Origin of the sequence: Tessaracoccus sp. OH4464_COT-324 (assembly GCF_003932855.1) — a bacterium.
Taxonomy (GTDB): domain Bacteria; phylum Actinomycetota; class Actinomycetes; order Propionibacteriales; family Propionibacteriaceae; genus Arachnia.
In genome coordinates this window covers 63839-77819 of the sequence record NZ_RQYZ01000004.1, presented here as the reverse complement: position 1 = coordinate 77819, position 13981 = coordinate 63839, and the positions used below count along the sequence as shown (strand labels likewise).

The window sequence follows — 13981 nt, the reverse complement described above, 5'->3', positions numbered from 1 at the left end:
GGTGGGAAAGCCAATGACGCGCTGGAACGGCCACAAGGCTGAGATTTACCGAAGGTCGTTTTCCGGCGCCTGCGCCGGCACCGGCCCAGCTGTCGTGAAGTGGCTGGTGGGGCGACGGGTAGCCGACGTCGGCTGCGGCTGCGGTGACTTCGCGCGCCATGCGGCGGCGGCCGGCTACGAGGTGCTGGCGTGCGACGCCGAGCCCGCGATGGTTGAGATCGCCCGGAGTGCGCTCGCCGGGCGGGTGGGGCGGGTTTTCGTCGACTCGCTCCCCGCGCTCGCCGGGTTCGACGATGCGTCCGTCGACTCGGCCGTCGCTAACTTCGTCATTAACCACGTCCCGGACGCGAAGGCTTGCCTCCGGGGCCTGGGCAGGATCACCGTCGGCGGCGGGCGGATCATCACAACGACCTGGACCGCAGACTTCTTGCCGCATCGCGACGCGGTCGTGGGTGCCCTCGACGCTGTCGGCGCGGGCCAGGGAGCATCCCGAGCCGCGCCGCCCCCTGGGGGCTTCGAGCGCTCCGTGGCGGGGCTTGCGGCCGCAAACGAGCAGGCGGGGCTCGTGGTGATCTCGGCGCAGACCGTGACCTGGGACTGGGCGACCACCTGGGAGGACTATTGGGCGGGAATGTCCGGTGGCATCGGCAGCACCGGCGAGCGTTACCTCGCGCACGGCGCGGAGACCAGACGTCGGGTGGCGGAGCAGGTGCGGGATCGCCTATCCGCCTACGAGGCCCCGGGCGGCAGGCTTGTTTTTCCGTGCAGCGCGGCGCTGTGCGTGGCGGAGAAACGCGGCTGATGACGGGCGGGCGATCTCCCATGCGCCGAGGCTTCACGCATCCTGGCCTGACCGCGAACCCCGACCACGGCTGGGTCGGGAACACCCTCGGGGTGGGAATATTGGGCCATGAACCCGTACGACAAGAGCCCCGTGCAGTTGCTGGCTGGGCGTCGTCGAGTAGCGCCGGAGGCCTGAGCGCGGCTGCGAGCGAAGAGGAGGCGGGGCATCGGCCGACCGGAGACAAAACAAAAAACAAAGCAGCGGGCCCCGGCATCATCCGGGGCCCAGTTCGCGCGGAGGATACGAGATTCGAACTCGTGAGGGCGTGAACCCAACCCGCTTTCCAAGCGAGCGCCATAGGCCTCTAGGCGAATCCTCCGTGGGAGACTCTACCTGAGGACGCCGCACCGTCGCAAAGCGGCAGGGAGCACGCCGGTTGGTGGTAGGGCAGCGGGGCAGGCGCGGATCCCCGGCGACGTGGGCCGAGCCGGTGCGCGACGCGCGGCCGGCCCGAGGCGTGCCCGATGACTGCACCCTGCTCGACGCCCAACCGCCCACCGAGCAGAGCCCCAGGGGCTGGGCGCCGCAGCAGCGGGTTGGGTGAGCGGCGCGGATGGGCTAGCATGGTGTCCGGTTCCTCGCGCGGCGGTATCTCGCCCAACTCCCCCAGGGTCGGAAGGCAGCAAGGGTAAGTGAGCTCTTCCGGGTGCGCGGGGGGCCCTTTTCTTTTCCTGGGATTCGAAGCTGTCGGGGCTGTGGAATAGGCTGGGCCCCGTGATGGACGATCCCGACGAGTACTCGCTCTTCGACGACCCGACGTCGGATGGGTTGAGCTTCATCGACGATGAGCCGATGATCCAGGACGGGCCGGATCTGTTCGGCAACGAGTTCGTGCCGGAGCAGCCGCAGCCCGAGCCGGTCGCGCCCAGCGAGCCCGAGCAGGCTGCGGCCGAGCCGGTAGCGCGTGGGGCGGCTGAGCCCGAGGCATCGACGGCGGCGCGGCCCGAACCGGAGCTGGCGCCCCCGCCGTCGAAGCTCGGCGGGAAGCGCCCGGACATCCCCGACGCCCCGCTGGCCCTCTACCGGCGCTACCGGCCCGACACCTTCGGGGACGTCATCGGCCAGGAGCACGTCACCGTGCCGTTGCAGCGTGCCCTCGACAACAACCGCGTCGGCCATGCGTACCTCTTCTCCGGGCCGCGCGGCTGCGGCAAGACCACCTCCGCGCGCATCCTCGCGCGCTGCCTGAACTGCGAGCAGGGCCCCACCGCCACCCCCTGCGGCGAGTGCCAGTCGTGCATCGACCTCGCCCGCGGCGGCCCCGGCTCCATCGACGTGATCGAGATCGACGCGGCCAGCCACGGCGGCGTCGACGACGCCCGCGACCTGCGGGAGCGCGCCTTCTTCGCACCCGTGTCGAGCCGCTACAAGATCTACATCGTGGATGAGGCACACATGGTGACCGCCGCCGGCTTCAACGCGCTGCTGAAGCTGGTGGAGGAGCCGCCGCCGCACGCCAAGTTCATCTTCGCAACCACGGAGCCGGAGAAGGTCATCGGCACCATCCGCTCGCGCACCCACCACTACCCGTTCCGGCTCGTGCCGCCGCGCGTGCTCACCGGTTATCTGCAGGAGATCTGCGCGGCGGAAGGCGTGCGGGTGGACCCGGCGGCGCTGCCGCTGGTCGTGCGGGCCGGGGCCGGCTCGGTGCGCGACTCGCTCTCCGTGCTCGACCAGCTGCTCGGCGGCGCGGCGGAGGACGGCGTCGCCTACGAGCAGGCGGCGTCGCTGCTGGGCTACACGCCCGAGTCCCTGCTGGACAGTATCGTTGACGCGTTCGCGGCGGGGGACGCCTCCGGGGTGTTCCGCACGATCGACCGCGTGATCGAGGTGGGGCAGGACCCGCGTCGCTTCGCGGAGGATCTGCTGCGGCGCCTGCGTGACCTGGTGATTCTCTCCGCAGTGCCCTCCGCAATCGATGACGGCATCCTGGAGGTTGCGGGCGACCAGGCCGAGCGGCTGAAGACGCAGGCTGCGGGCCTGGGCGCCGGGGAGCTGACTCGGGCCGCCGAGGTGATCGCCGTCGGGCTCACCGAGATGCGCGGCACTACCGCGCCCCGGCTCCACCTGGAGCTGATGTGCGCCCGGGTGCTGCTGCCCGGCGCGGATCTCGACGAGCGCGGCCTCAACGCGCGCATGGACCGGCTGGAGCGGCGCGTCGGGATGATGGGCATCCCCGACGACGGCTCGGCCCACCCGGCCGCCGCGCCCCGTGCCGCGGAGCGCCACCCCGGGCCGGCCCCCGCGCGGCCGCAGCGAGACACGGCGCCCGCCGAGTGGGGGAACGCGCAGGTGGCCCAGGAGGCTCCGGCAGCGAGGGCCGAGCGGCCAGCGCCCGGCCCGGCGCCCACGCGCCCGCAGGAGGCGCCACCCGCGCCGCCGCATCCGCACGCCCAGCCCCCCGCCGACCCGTGGGAGACGCCCACGGCCGCGGGTGCGCCCTCCCCGAGCGGCCAGCGCCCCGCGGGCGCACCCCCCAGGCAGCGCCCGGCCGGTGCCCCGCCGTCGGACGGGCCAACCACGCCGTCGACGCCCGCCTCGCAGGGCCGCTCCAACCAGCCCGCCCGCCCCGGGCAGCTCACCACCGACGAGTTGCGCAGGGCATGGCCAGCGGTGCTGGAGAACGTGAAGGGGCGCCGCCGCTTCACCTACATGCTGCTCAGCCAGAACAGCCAGGTGGTCGAGGTGACCGATGGCGTGCTGGTGCTGGGTTTCGCGAACGCCGGCGCCCGGGACAACTTCGGCAGCCGCGGCTCCGACGCCATTTTGTCCGAGGCGCTGATCGAGGTGTTGGGCATTGAGCTGCGCATCCAGGCCGTGGTGGCGGGCTCCTCGTCAGCCGAGCGTCAGCCGCACACCAATCCCGCGCCCGCATACCCGACGCCCGACCCGGCCGCGTCGTCGCCGACACCGCCACCCGAACCCACCCCGCGCCCGGAACCGGAGACGGACTACGAGGAAGCAGAGGTCTCGGCGGACGACGAGGTGTTCGACGGCGCGCAGAGCGCCGAGGAGCTGCTGGGCCGCGAGCTGGGGGCCGAGATCATCTCTGTGGTCGAGGAAGAGTGACATCCGCGTACACTTGGGTGACGCACCGTTAGGAAGGAAGACCGAATGTTTGGTGACGGTTTCGACCTGAACACGCTCATGGCGCAGGCGCAGAAGATGCAGGAGGACATGTCCCGGATGCAGGAGCAGCTTGCCGCGCGCGAGTTCACCGGCGCCGCAGGCGGAGGCCTGGTGTCGCTCAAGCTGAGTGGCCAAGCCGAACTGCTTTCGGTCAGCATCAAGCCGGAGGCGGTCGAGGACGTCGAGACGCTGCAGGACCTGATCATCGCCGCCTACCGCGACGCCAAGAGCCAGCTGGAGAAGGTCGTGAGCGAGTCCATGCCCAGCGTTCCCGGGTTGGGGATGTAGTTGTACGAAGGTCCGGTACAAGACCTGATCGACGAGTTGAGCCGTCTGCCCGGCGTCGGGCCGCGCGGCGCGCAGCGGATCGCCTTTCACCTGTTGGACGCGCCCGAGGAGGACGTGTTCCGGCTCGCGGACACGCTGAGGCAGGTGAAGGTGCACGCCCGGTTCTGCGAGGTGTGCTTCAACGTGTCGCAGGAGGAACGCTGTCGCGTCTGCCGCGACCCGCGGCGGGACCGCAGCGTGCTGTGCGTCGTCGAGGAGTCCAAGGATGTCGTCGCGATCGAGCGCACTAACGAGTTTCGCGGCCTCTACCACGTGCTGGGGGGATCCATTTCCCCCATTGAGGGGCGCGGCCCGGGCGACCTGCACACCCGTGAGCTGTTCCAGCGCCTCGCCGACGGGGAGGTGCAGGAAGTCATCCTCGCCACCGACCCAGACACGCAGGGCGAGGCGACGGCGGCCTACCTGAGCCGCATGCTGAAGGACTTCGGGGTGCGGGTGACGCGCCCGGCGAGCGGGCTGCCCGTCGGCGGGGACATCGAGTTCGCCGACCAGGTGACGCTCGGGCGGGCGTTCTCCGGGCGGCGCTCGATGTTCGCCGACGCCTGAGCCCGGGCAGGCCGTCCGCCTAGCGGCCTCGGCCTCGGGGCGGCTCCAACTCGTCTGATCGACGGCGGCGCTCGCTGTTCCGCCCGCCGAAGAATGTTCCGGGCAGCAGGAGGAATCCGGTGGGTGCGATCAGCCAGATGGGCCAGTAGTAGACCAGCTGCCACGCGGAAAGAGCCTGGATACCCCAGAGCACGTTGAGCAGCCCGAACAGGATCAGCCAGGTGCTCCAGTTCTCGCCCCATTTCACAGCGCCGCCCGATCGGGCGGTCTTGGCCACGCCCTTGAGGCGCGACCGGGGGCTGAGCTGGTGGTGCTCGGCGGCGTCAGGCTTCCCGCTGAGCAGCTCCCGGGGCGTTCCGAGGTCGATCACCAGCGGACGCACTTCGCCCAGCAGCTTGATCGCGAACGCGGACTCCAGCCGCTCGTGGTACTCGTCGTCGGAGAGCTTGCCGTCGGCGTAGGCGTCGCCGAGGATGCGCGCCACCTCCTCGCGGTCGGCGTTGCCGGCGCGGATGCTGGCGTTTCGTACTACGAACGGGTCTGCGGAGAAGCCAATGGGCATGCCCACAATTTTGCCACGCGCCGGTGCGGAAACTTGGTGGTAGGGTTTGCGGGTGAACGTGATCGAGGCGAGCGGGCTACGAAAGCAGTTTGGCGACTTGGCGGCCGTGGACGGTATCGACTTCGCGATCCGTGCCGGCGAGGCCTTCGGCTTCCTCGGGCCGAACGGCGCGGGCAAATCCACCGTGATGCGGATGGTCTCGGCGCAGTCGACGCCGACGTCGGGCGAGCTGACGGTCCTAGGAAAGCCGGTGCGGGAGAACGGGCCCGCGATTCGCGCGCGGCTTGGGGTCGTGCCGCAGCAGGACTACCTCGACGAGAGCCTCAACGTGTTCGAAAACCTGGTGGTCTACGGCAGGTATTTCGGTTTTGGGCGTGCCCACTGCCGGGCGCGGGCGGAGGAGCTGCTGGAGTTCGCCCAGCTGGTGGACAAACGCAAGAGCCACATCGACGAGCTTTCCGGGGGCATGAAACGGCGCCTGACCATCGCGCGGGGCCTGATGAACGAACCGCAGGTGCTGCTGCTCGACGAGCCCACCACGGGCCTGGATCCGCAGGCGCGGCACATCCTGTGGGATCAGCTGTTCCGGCTGAAGGAGCGCGGCACCACGATCGTGTTGACCACCCACTTCATGGACGAGGCGGAGCAGCTGTGCGACCGCCTCGTGGTGGTCGACCACGGCAGGATCGTCGCGGAGGGCTCGCCCGCAGAGCTGATCCGCAGCCACTCGTCGCGGGAGGTGCTGGAACTGCGGTTCGGCAGCGGGCGCAACGAGGCGGTGGCCGACGAGCTTAGGGGGCTGTACGACCGCCTGGATGTGCTGGCCGACCGGCTGCTCATGTACTCCGACGACGGTGAGGCCACGCTGGAACGTGTCGTCGCGCGCGGGCTGAACCCGGTGTCGTCGCTGATCCGGCGGTCGTCGCTGGAGGACGTTTTCCTGCGGCTCACCGGACGGAGTCTGATCGAATGAGCGCGACGCGTGTGCGTTGGCTGGGCTGGTGGTATGTGGCCGAGCAGCGGGTTCGGCAGATGCGCAGCTACTGGCTGACGGATCTGCTGACCACCCTCGGCTCCCCGCTGCTGTACCTGTTCGGCCTGGGCGCGGGCCTGGGCGTGTTGGTCGACCGAAGCCAGGGGGCGGCGGGCGTCGACGGGGTGCCGTACCTGCTGTTCGTGTCGCCCGCTCTCGTGTTGAGCGCGGTGTTGGCGCACGCGTCCGAGGACAACACCTGGGGCCTGTACGGCGGCTTCAAATGGGATCGCAGTTTCGTGGCGCAGAGCGCGACGCCGCTGACGCCCAGGCAGATGGCGCTGGGCTTTCAGGTGGGCGCGCTGATCCGGTCGCTGGTCGTCGCCGCAGGGTACGTGCTGGTGCTGGCGCTGTTCGGCGTCGTCGAGTGGTGGCGGGCCGTGGCCGTTCTGCCGGTGGCCGCGCTGCTCGCGCTGAGCGTCGGATTCGGCGTGGCGGCCTGGGTGGCCCGGCAGCGGGAGGAGTACGGTCAGCTCAGCTTCGTGGAGCGGTTCGTGGTGAACCCGCTCGCGCTGTTCTCCGGCACGTTCTACCCGCTTTCGGTGCTGCCCGGCTACCTGCAGTGGATCGGCTGGGTTTCGCCGCTGTGGCACGCGTGCGAGTTGGGCAGGTTGGTCATGTATGGGTCGCCGATCGGCGGCTGGATGGTGCTGGTGCACGTCGGCTATCTGCTGCTGGTGGCGGCGGTGGCGGGCTGGCTGACCGCGCGGGCGTTCGTCGGGAGGCTTGGGCAGTGACTCGGTTGACGGGGATGTATTCCGGCAACGTCGTGGCGGTGCTGGAGCGGGGCATCAAAGCGATCAGGCAGAGCGCGTGGGTGGTGATCTTGGCCGGGTTCTTCGAGCCCGTGCTGTACTTGCTGTCGATGGGTCTGGGGCTGGGCACGCTCGTGGGCGAGGTGGAGTTTCGGGGCCGGGCGGTGCCGTATGCCGCCTACATCGCCCCGGCGCTCATGGCGGTGTCGGCGATGAACGGCGCGGTCTACGACTCGACGATGAACGTCTTCGCGAAGCTGAAGCACACGAAGCTCTACGAGCAGATGCTGGCGACGTCGTTGGGCCCGCTGGATGTGGCGCTGGGGGAGATCGCGCTGGCGATGTTTAGGGGGCTGCTGTACGCGGCGGGTTTCATGGTGGTGACCACGGTTCTCGGACTGAATCTGTCCTGGTGGGCGGTGCTGGCCGTCCCGGCGGCCCTGCTGATCGCTTTCGGCTTCGCCTCGATTGGGTTGTCGGTGACCAGCTACTTCAGCACGTATCAGCAGCTGGGCATCATCTCGGTGGTGCTGCTGCCGATGTTCCTGCTGTCGGGCACGTTTTTCCCGCTCGACGTGTACCCGCCGGCTCTGCAGTGGGCGGTCCAGGCGCTGCCGCTGTGGCACGGCACCGACATGATTCGTCAGCTGACCACGGGCGTCGTCGACTTTTCCGTGCTGTGGCACGTGGCGTATTTCGCGGTGATGTCGCTGATCGGCTGCTTGTGGGCGCCGGCTCGTCTGAAGCGGTTGTTCCTCCGGTAGGGGTCCGTCGCGGCCGGCGCGGCGAGATTGAAAAATTGGCTATTTTCAAAACGAGTGCATCCCGTATATGGTTGGGGTTGTTGACCAGCTAGGAGCCGAAGATGACCCTGACCCAGCACGAGCCGATGATGAGCGAGCGCGTAGAAGCTCTCGGGCTGCGGATGCTCGACGGCGGGGCGGCGGCGCGGGTGCGGGCCTATCGGCTGGGTGAGGAGTTTTCGTGCGCGGCGCACGCCATCGTCGACGGGCAGTTGCTGGTGGCTTGCGTCGTCACGGAAGGGCGGCTGGCCGGGCTCCCGGCAGGTGAGGCCGTCGCGGTGCGGCTCGATCTGAACAAGCAGGCACCTTTCGCCTTCCCGTCCATCGAGGTGGCTTCAGCGCACATGCTCGCCGACCTCGTGTGGCTCTCGGACGAGGAGGTCGGGGCCTGCTACTCGCGGCTGCCGGAGCTGCTGCGCATCCCGCTGGAGGTGGCGGGTGGCCGGATCGGAATGCTGAGCGGGGATCGGCTGGTGGTGCACGACTTCTCCGGGGTCTCCGCGCTCCCGCTGGGGCGTCGGCTGCCCAACGCGGCACCGCAGCCGGATGCGATTACGGCGTGCGACGACGTGCTGGCGCTGGGCGAGGGGCGCCTGCGGGATCTCTGCTGGCGCGTGATGACGGGCTCGCAGGCGGGGGCCGTCTCCTTCACCCAGGTGGACGGCCAAATCTGCGGCGGCCTGGCGAACAAAGTCTTCTGCGTCGATGTCGACCTGATCGGCGTCACGCTGATTACCACGGGGACGCGCGAGATCGCGACAGTCTTCGTGCAATTCGACGAGCAAGTGACCACCCAGGAGGCCTTTCGCGCCCAGATTGCTCGTCTGAATTAGAAACCCGACGTCGCCATTGCTCTCTCCACCTGCACCGCTTGGTCGACGTCGAAACAGGAACGGGTCCCCGCTGCTTGGTCGGGGACCCGTTCCTGGCTCAGGCGCTACGAGCTACGCCGGAATCAGCGAGCTTCGTAAGACAGGCACTTCGCGTTAGCGTCGAACTCGACGGCCTTCGCGGTGCACATCAGGTCTGAGTTGTGCACGCACTCAAGCAGCTGGCAGGCGCCAACCTTGCTGTTCAGGGTGGGCAGGCCGCCGCGCACGTCGAGCTTGACGAACGTGGTGCAGGTGCCGTTGCCGTCTCCAACGGTGACGGCGTAGGCGGCGCAGCCGTTGTTGTTGTAGGTGCAGGAAGTGGTGGCGCAGGACTTGACTTCGGTGATGGTGCTCATGGCGGTTCCTCTCATGCTCGTTCGCCTTGGGACATGAATTACGTTACTTCAATTGGAAAGGGTGCGCAAGAAAGGGAAACCTTACTTAACAAGCACATTTGCCACTTGGGCGGCCTATTTTTGCGATGTTTTTGGCTTGGTCTAAGTATCGTAAATATGAAGGTTGGGAAAAGGTGCAGGCCGTCGCCGGGCAAATCCTCAGACGTCGGCGAAACCAGCGGAGCCTCAGGTGCGCTAGCCTGAGGACCCCGACCGGTGCCCGTCGAGGACGACGGAGGAAGGTGCGACGATGTCCACACGCGCAGAACTGCTGGGCGGCCACGCGGCGCTCGGGATCGAGTTCGGCTCCACCCGTATCAAGGCGGTGCTGATTGACCGCCGCAACCGGCCAATCGCCACCGGCAGCCACCAGTGGAGCGCCCGACTCGAAGACGGCCACTGGACCTACGCGCTCGCCGACGTGTGGCTGGGCGTACAGGCCGCATATCGCGAACTCGCGGCGCAGGTACTGGCCGAGTACGCCGTCGAGCTGCGCACCGTCGCCGCCATCGGTATCTCCGGCATGATGCACGGCTATCTCGCGCTCGACGACGAAGGCCACCAGCTCGTGCCGCTGCGCACCTGGCAGGACACGACGACCAAGCGGGCCGCGCAGGAACTGAGCGAAGTTCTCGGCGTCAACATCCCACTACGGTGGAGCATCTCGCACGTGCACCAGGCCATCCTCGACGCCGAACCACATGTGGCGCGGCTCGCCCACCTGACCACGCTCGCGGGCTACGTGCACTGGCGGCTCACCGGCCAGCGCGTGCTCGGCATCGGCGACGCCAGCGGCATGTTCCCCACCGACGCCGCCACCGGCGACTACGACGAGCGACTCCTTGAGCGCTACACCCGCCACGTCGAGGAACGCGCTCTGCCCTGGCGGCTGCGCGATGTGCTGCCCAAGGTGCTCGTCGCCGGGCAGCCCGCGGGCGAGTTGACCGCCCACGGCGCGCGCCTGCTGGACCCCAGCGGCTCCCTCCAGCCGGGTGCGCTGTTCGCCCCGCCCGAGGGCGACGCGGGCACGGGCATGGTGGCCACGGGCGCCGTCGCGCCCCGCACCGCCAACCTGTCCGCGGGCACGAGCATCTTCGCGATGGTGGTGCTGGAGCGTCCGCTCAGCCGGCCCTACCCGGAGCTCGACGTCGTAGCCACCCCGGCCGGCGACGACGTGGTGATGGTGCACTGCAATAACGGCGCAGCGGACCTGCAGCACTGGGTGCAACTGTTCGGCCAGGCCGCGCGCGCCCTCGGCGCTGAGTTCGACGACGACCAGCTCTATGGCAGCCTGTACCGGAGGGCGTTCGACGGCGCGCCCGACGCGGGCGGGCTCGTTGCCTACAACTTCCGCGCGGGCGAACCCACCGTCGATGTGGCCGAAGGACGGCCGCTGTTCGTGCGGCTGCCCGACAGCGAGCTGAACCTCGCCAACTTCATGCGAGCACAGCTCTTCGGGGCGCTCGCCAGCCTCAGGATCGGCTTCGACGTGCTGGCGGCGGAACGGGTGGAGCTCGAAAACCTGTACGCCCACGGCGGGCTATTCCGCACGCCGCAGGTGGCCCAGCGCCACCTTGCGGCCGCGCTGCGGGTACCCGTGACCGTCCGCGACACCGCCAGCGAGGGCGGCGCCTGGGGGATGGCCCTCCTCGCGCGCTACGCGACCCAGCCCAGCGGCAGTCTCTCCGAGTGGCTCGCGCGGGAGGTGTTCGCCGAGGAGGAGACGTGCACCATCGTCGCCCGGCCCGAGGAGACGGCAGGATTCGACGCCTACCTGAGACGATACGAGGCCGCGCTGCCCCTGGCTAGGGCCGCGGCGGGCGCGCTAGCGGAGTAGCTCCCGCGCGCGGGCCGGGTCACCGCCGCGCCGCGCGGCCGTGGGGCAGCGCCGGGGCCGTGGCCAGGCCGACGAGCGCCGCCACCGGCAGCACGAACAGGCCCCACTCCAGGCCCACGGTCTCGATCGTGGCGCCGATCAGCGGCGGCCCCACCAGCGCGCCCAGCCGCAGGAAACTGGTCACGGTGGTCAGGCCCGTGCCGTGCGGCAGCCCTGGGATGTTCGCGCCCGCGTGCATCGCCTGCGGGATCACCGTCGCGATGCCCCAGCCGGCGGCCGCGAACCCGACGATGGTGAGAGCCGGCGACGGCCACACCAGCGCCAGCGTGGTGCCGACAGCGGCGACACCCAACCCCGACAGTACCGTCAGCCGAGGGCCCAGCGCGTCAACGATCCGGTCGCCCGTGAACCGACCCACCATCTGCGCCCCCTGCAACGCGACGAAGGCCAGGCCCGCGACGATCGGCGCAGCCTGGAAGCGCGCGTCCAGGTAAACCGCGCCCCACGACGCGCCGGAATCCTCCAGCAGCATCGCGGCCGCCCCGAGCGTGCCCAACGCCAGCAGGCGCGCCACCGCCTGTGGCCGGATGCGGCGCGGGGCCGCGCCATCGTCGCCGCCGACGGGCCGCGGGTCGTCGCCGGCGAGGAGCAGCGTGCGCGCGTAGCGGGTGAGCGCCACGAAGACGGCAGTCAGGGCGACGCACTGCCACATCAGCGGGACCCCAGCCTGCGCCAGGCCCGCGCCGATGAGCCCGCCGGAGACCGCGCCCACGCTCCACCAGGCGTGGAAACCGTTCAGGATCGAGCGGCCATAACCCACCTGGACACGCATCCCGTGATGGTTCATGGCGATGTCGCACACCGAGTCGAAGGCGGACATCGTGGTGAGCGCCAGCACGAACAGCACAGGCGAGTCCACGACGGCGAACAGCAGTAGCGACGCCATGGCGCACGTCTGCGTCACGCTCACCACCTGCGCGGAACGGAAGCGGCGCAGCAGCCGGGCACTCAGCATCCCCGACAGCATCCCGACGATGCTGGCCAGCGAAAGGTAGACGCCCCACGGCAGGTCGGCGATCACGAGTTCACGCTTGATCTCCGGGAAACGCGGCAGCACCGAAGCCCAGGCGACCGCGTTCAGCCAGAAGACGATGGTCACCCCGCGCCGAGCCCGACGAAGTTCGACACTCATGGACCCATTCTGCCCCCGACGCCGGGCGATGCAGCAGCCACCAGTCCGGAAACACCCAGGAGTCCCCGAGAACGCGGGTGGCGCGCTCGAACGCCTGAGCGCTCCAGGCGCAGGGTGGGCGCGGGCTGGCCAGAGGTCACTTCGGGCCCGTCGCCACGGGCACCCAGAGGGCAACCCGCGCGTCGGGGCCGGGGCCTTCTGGGCTGGACGAGCCGCCTCGGCCATCGAGGGCAACCCGCGCGTCGGGGCAGTCGGGCGCTAGCCTGCTGGGCATGGATATCGGTGAGCTCACCGCCGTGGAGCTGTGCTCCGCGCTGCGCAGCAGGCAGCTGAGCAGCGTGGAGGTGACGCGGCACTACCTCGCACGCGCCGAGCACGACATCTGCGGCGCCTTCGTCGAACTGACCCCCGAGTTGGCCCTCGCCCGAGCCCGCGAACTTGACCGAATCCCGCCCGCCGGGCTCATCCACGGGGCGCCGCTGGCGGACAAGGACCTGCAGCTGCGTGCCGGCACGCGCACCACCCACGGTTCGCGCGGCTGGGCCGAGCAGCCCACGAACTCCGATCGCCTGGTGGCCGCGCTCGACGCCGCCGGCGCAGTCTCGATCGGCAAGACAGCCACGCCCGAGTTCGGCTTCGCTGCCCACACCTCCAGCCTGGCCCACGGCCACACCACCATCCCCGGCTACCCCGAGCTGGGCGCGGGCGGCTCCAGCGGGGGAGCAGCCGCCGCCGTCGCAGCAGGCATGCTGCCCTTCGCGCCCGGCTCCGACGCGGGCGGATCGGTGCGGATCCCCGCCGCAGCCTGCGGCATCGTCGGGCTCAAACCGACGAGAGGGCGCGTCCCCGCGCAGTCCGGGCTGGGCATGCTCGGCATGCTGGCCGTCCCCGGGGCGCTGGCGCGAACCGTCGCCGACGCCGCGCTGCTCGTCGAGGCGATGATCGCGGGCAGCCCGCGCAGGCTCAGCACCCTCGGCTGCCCGCCCGCCCAGCTGCGCGTGCCGCAGCGCCCGAGCCGCCGTCGGGTGGGGGTGCTCGGCGGCTTCGCACCGTGGCGGGAGATCGTCGACACGCCCATCGGGGCCGAGGCGCGCGGCGCGGTCGAGGCAGCCGCGGCGGCGCTCGCGGCGGAGGGGCATGTGGTGGCGGAGGTGGCGGTCCCCGAGCTGCCCGGCTACGCGGACGCCTTCCTTACCATTTGGCGGGCCAACGCCGCCGCGATCCCGATGACGCCCGCGCAGCACGAGCTGCTGGAACCCCTCACCCGCCACCTGGTGGACCGGGGCCGCGAACTCACGGCGGGACGGATCGTGGCTGCGCTGCGTGCCCTGTTCGCGCACGAGGAGGCCATCGTCGGGGCGTTCGAGGGTCTCGACGCCGTGCTCACCCCCACGACGGCGCTGCCGCCGCGCCCGATCGACTGGTATCCCGAAGACCCCTGGGAGAACTTCCTGGCCCAGTGCCGCTACGCCCCGCACACCTCGTTCGTCAACGTGGCCGGCCTGCCCGCGCTCAGCCTGCCCACGTGGTGGCGGGGCGGGCTCAGCATGAGCGTGCAGTTGATCGGCCGCCCGGGCGGGGAGGATGCGCTGCTGCAGTTGGGCGCCGAACTGGAGCGCGTCTGTCGCCCGGGAACCCCGCCCAGCCCACCCGGTGCCTTGTAGG

14 protein-coding genes, 1 tRNA gene and 1 other RNA gene are annotated in these 13981 nt (G+C 70.2%); 12 read left to right on the top strand and 4 right to left on the bottom strand.

Going from position 1 to position 13981, the window contains the following annotated elements:
• The first annotated feature begins 1 nt into the window (after position 1).
• Positions 2 to 802 carry a bifunctional 2-polyprenyl-6-hydroxyphenol methylase/3-demethylubiquinol 3-O-methyltransferase UbiG gene (locus tag EII42_RS03915; protein WP_125170815.1) on the top strand — a complete coding sequence of 267 codons (801 nt, stop codon included), beginning with the start codon at positions 2 to 4 and terminating at the stop codon, positions 800 to 802.
• A gap of 276 nt (positions 803 to 1078) precedes the next feature.
• Here EII42_RS03915 and EII42_RS03910 read toward each other — a convergent pair.
• A tRNA-Ser gene (locus tag EII42_RS03910) sits at positions 1079 to 1163 on the bottom strand.
• Between the two features lie 60 nt (positions 1164 to 1223).
• Here EII42_RS03910 and EII42_RS12870 point away from each other — a divergent pair.
• The 5 genes from EII42_RS12870 (at position 1224) to recR (ending at position 4867) form a co-directional block, all read left to right on the top strand.
• Entirely contained in the window at positions 1224 to 1388 is a 165-nt protein-coding gene (locus EII42_RS12870; RefSeq protein ID WP_158676395.1) for a hypothetical protein, read from the top strand.
• A gap of 25 nt (positions 1389 to 1413) precedes the next feature.
• Positions 1414 to 1510: signal recognition particle sRNA small type (ffs, locus tag EII42_RS03905), an RNA gene on the top strand.
• Positions 1511 to 1561: 51 nt separating this feature from the next.
• Positions 1562 to 3913: a DNA polymerase III subunit gamma and tau gene (locus tag EII42_RS03900; RefSeq protein WP_370318094.1), complete on the top strand. Its 2352-nt coding sequence runs from the start codon at positions 1562 to 1564 to the stop codon at positions 3911 to 3913.
• 45 nt (positions 3914 to 3958) lie between these two features.
• Positions 3959 to 4261 (top strand): YbaB/EbfC family nucleoid-associated protein, encoded by a 303-nt coding sequence (locus tag EII42_RS03895; RefSeq protein WP_125170814.1) that lies wholly within the window; start codon positions 3959 to 3961, stop codon positions 4259 to 4261.
• Positions 4262 to 4867, top strand: coding sequence for a recombination mediator RecR (gene recR, locus EII42_RS03890; RefSeq protein ID WP_125170813.1), 606 nt, complete (start codon positions 4262 to 4264; stop codon positions 4865 to 4867).
• Positions 4868 to 4886: 19 nt separating this feature from the next.
• Here the strand turns inward: recR and EII42_RS03885 are convergent, their stop codons facing one another.
• Positions 4887 to 5429, bottom strand: coding sequence for a DUF1707 domain-containing protein (locus tag EII42_RS03885; protein ID WP_125170812.1), 543 nt, complete (start codon positions 5427 to 5429; stop codon positions 4887 to 4889).
• 52 nt (positions 5430 to 5481) lie between these two features.
• Between EII42_RS03885 and EII42_RS03880 the strand changes: the two genes are divergently transcribed.
• From EII42_RS03880 to EII42_RS03865, 4 genes are all read left to right on the top strand, one after another.
• Positions 5482 to 6402 carry an ABC transporter ATP-binding protein gene (locus EII42_RS03880; RefSeq protein ID WP_370318091.1) on the top strand — a complete coding sequence of 307 codons (921 nt, stop codon included), beginning with the start codon at positions 5482 to 5484 and terminating at the stop codon, positions 6400 to 6402.
• On the top strand, positions 6399 to 7199 hold the full coding sequence (locus EII42_RS03875; RefSeq protein WP_125170810.1) for an ABC transporter permease: 801 nt from the start codon (positions 6399 to 6401) through the stop codon (positions 7197 to 7199). The genes EII42_RS03880 and EII42_RS03875 overlap by 4 nt, the downstream gene beginning before the upstream one ends.
• Complete coding sequence (locus EII42_RS03870; RefSeq protein WP_233558265.1) at positions 7196 to 7981, top strand: ABC transporter permease; 786 nt, start codon at positions 7196 to 7198, stop codon at positions 7979 to 7981. Before EII42_RS03875 ends, EII42_RS03870 begins: the two co-directional genes overlap by 4 nt.
• Before the next feature lie 101 nt (positions 7982 to 8082).
• Positions 8083 to 8853, top strand: coding sequence for a hypothetical protein (locus EII42_RS03865; protein ID WP_125170809.1), 771 nt, complete (start codon positions 8083 to 8085; stop codon positions 8851 to 8853).
• A 122-nt stretch (positions 8854 to 8975) separates the two neighbouring features.
• Here EII42_RS03865 and EII42_RS03860 read toward each other — a convergent pair whose 3' ends face one another.
• Complete coding sequence (locus EII42_RS03860) at positions 8976 to 9263, bottom strand: DUF1540 domain-containing protein (RefSeq protein ID WP_199729789.1); 288 nt, start codon at positions 9261 to 9263, stop codon at positions 8976 to 8978.
• 274 nt (positions 9264 to 9537) lie between these two features.
• Here EII42_RS03860 and EII42_RS03855 point away from each other — a divergent pair, with 274 nt between their 5' ends.
• Positions 9538 to 11124, top strand: a complete 1587-nt coding sequence (locus EII42_RS03855) for a xylulokinase (protein ID WP_125170807.1) — start codon at positions 9538 to 9540, stop codon at positions 11122 to 11124.
• A 19-nt stretch (positions 11125 to 11143) separates the two neighbouring features.
• On the opposite strand, the gene EII42_RS03850 is transcribed toward EII42_RS03855, so the two are convergent.
• Entirely contained in the window at positions 11144 to 12316 is a 1173-nt protein-coding gene (locus EII42_RS03850) for an MFS transporter (RefSeq protein ID WP_125170806.1), read from the bottom strand.
• Positions 12317 to 12588: 272 nt separating this feature from the next.
• On the opposite strand from EII42_RS03850, the gene EII42_RS03845 reads away from it, so the two are divergent.
• Positions 12589 to 13980 (top strand): amidase, encoded by a 1392-nt coding sequence (locus EII42_RS03845; RefSeq protein ID WP_125170805.1) that lies wholly within the window; start codon positions 12589 to 12591, stop codon positions 13978 to 13980.
• Position 13981 lies beyond the last annotated feature (1 nt).

Coding starts and splice junctions, on each gene's coding strand:
- EII42_RS03860 (WP_199729789.1), bottom strand. CDS start 9,263: ATGAGAGGAACCGCCATGAGCACCATCACCGAAGTCAAGTCCTGCGCC.
- EII42_RS03845 (WP_125170805.1), top strand. CDS start 12,589: ATGGATATCGGTGAGCTCACCGCCGTGGAGCTGTGCTCCGCGCTGCGC.
- EII42_RS03865 (WP_125170809.1), top strand. CDS start 8,083: ATGACCCTGACCCAGCACGAGCCGATGATGAGCGAGCGCGTAGAAGCT.
- EII42_RS03895 (WP_125170814.1), top strand. CDS start 3,959: ATGTTTGGTGACGGTTTCGACCTGAACACGCTCATGGCGCAGGCGCAG.
- EII42_RS03855 (WP_125170807.1), top strand. CDS start 9,538: ATGTCCACACGCGCAGAACTGCTGGGCGGCCACGCGGCGCTCGGGATC.
- EII42_RS03900 (WP_370318094.1), top strand. CDS start 1,562: ATGGACGATCCCGACGAGTACTCGCTCTTCGACGACCCGACGTCGGAT.
- EII42_RS03875 (WP_125170810.1), top strand. CDS start 6,399: ATGAGCGCGACGCGTGTGCGTTGGCTGGGCTGGTGGTATGTGGCCGAG.
- EII42_RS03850 (WP_125170806.1), bottom strand. CDS start 12,316: ATGAGTGTCGAACTTCGTCGGGCTCGGCGCGGGGTGACCATCGTCTTC.
- EII42_RS03885 (WP_125170812.1), bottom strand. CDS start 5,429: ATGCCCATTGGCTTCTCCGCAGACCCGTTCGTAGTACGAAACGCCAGC.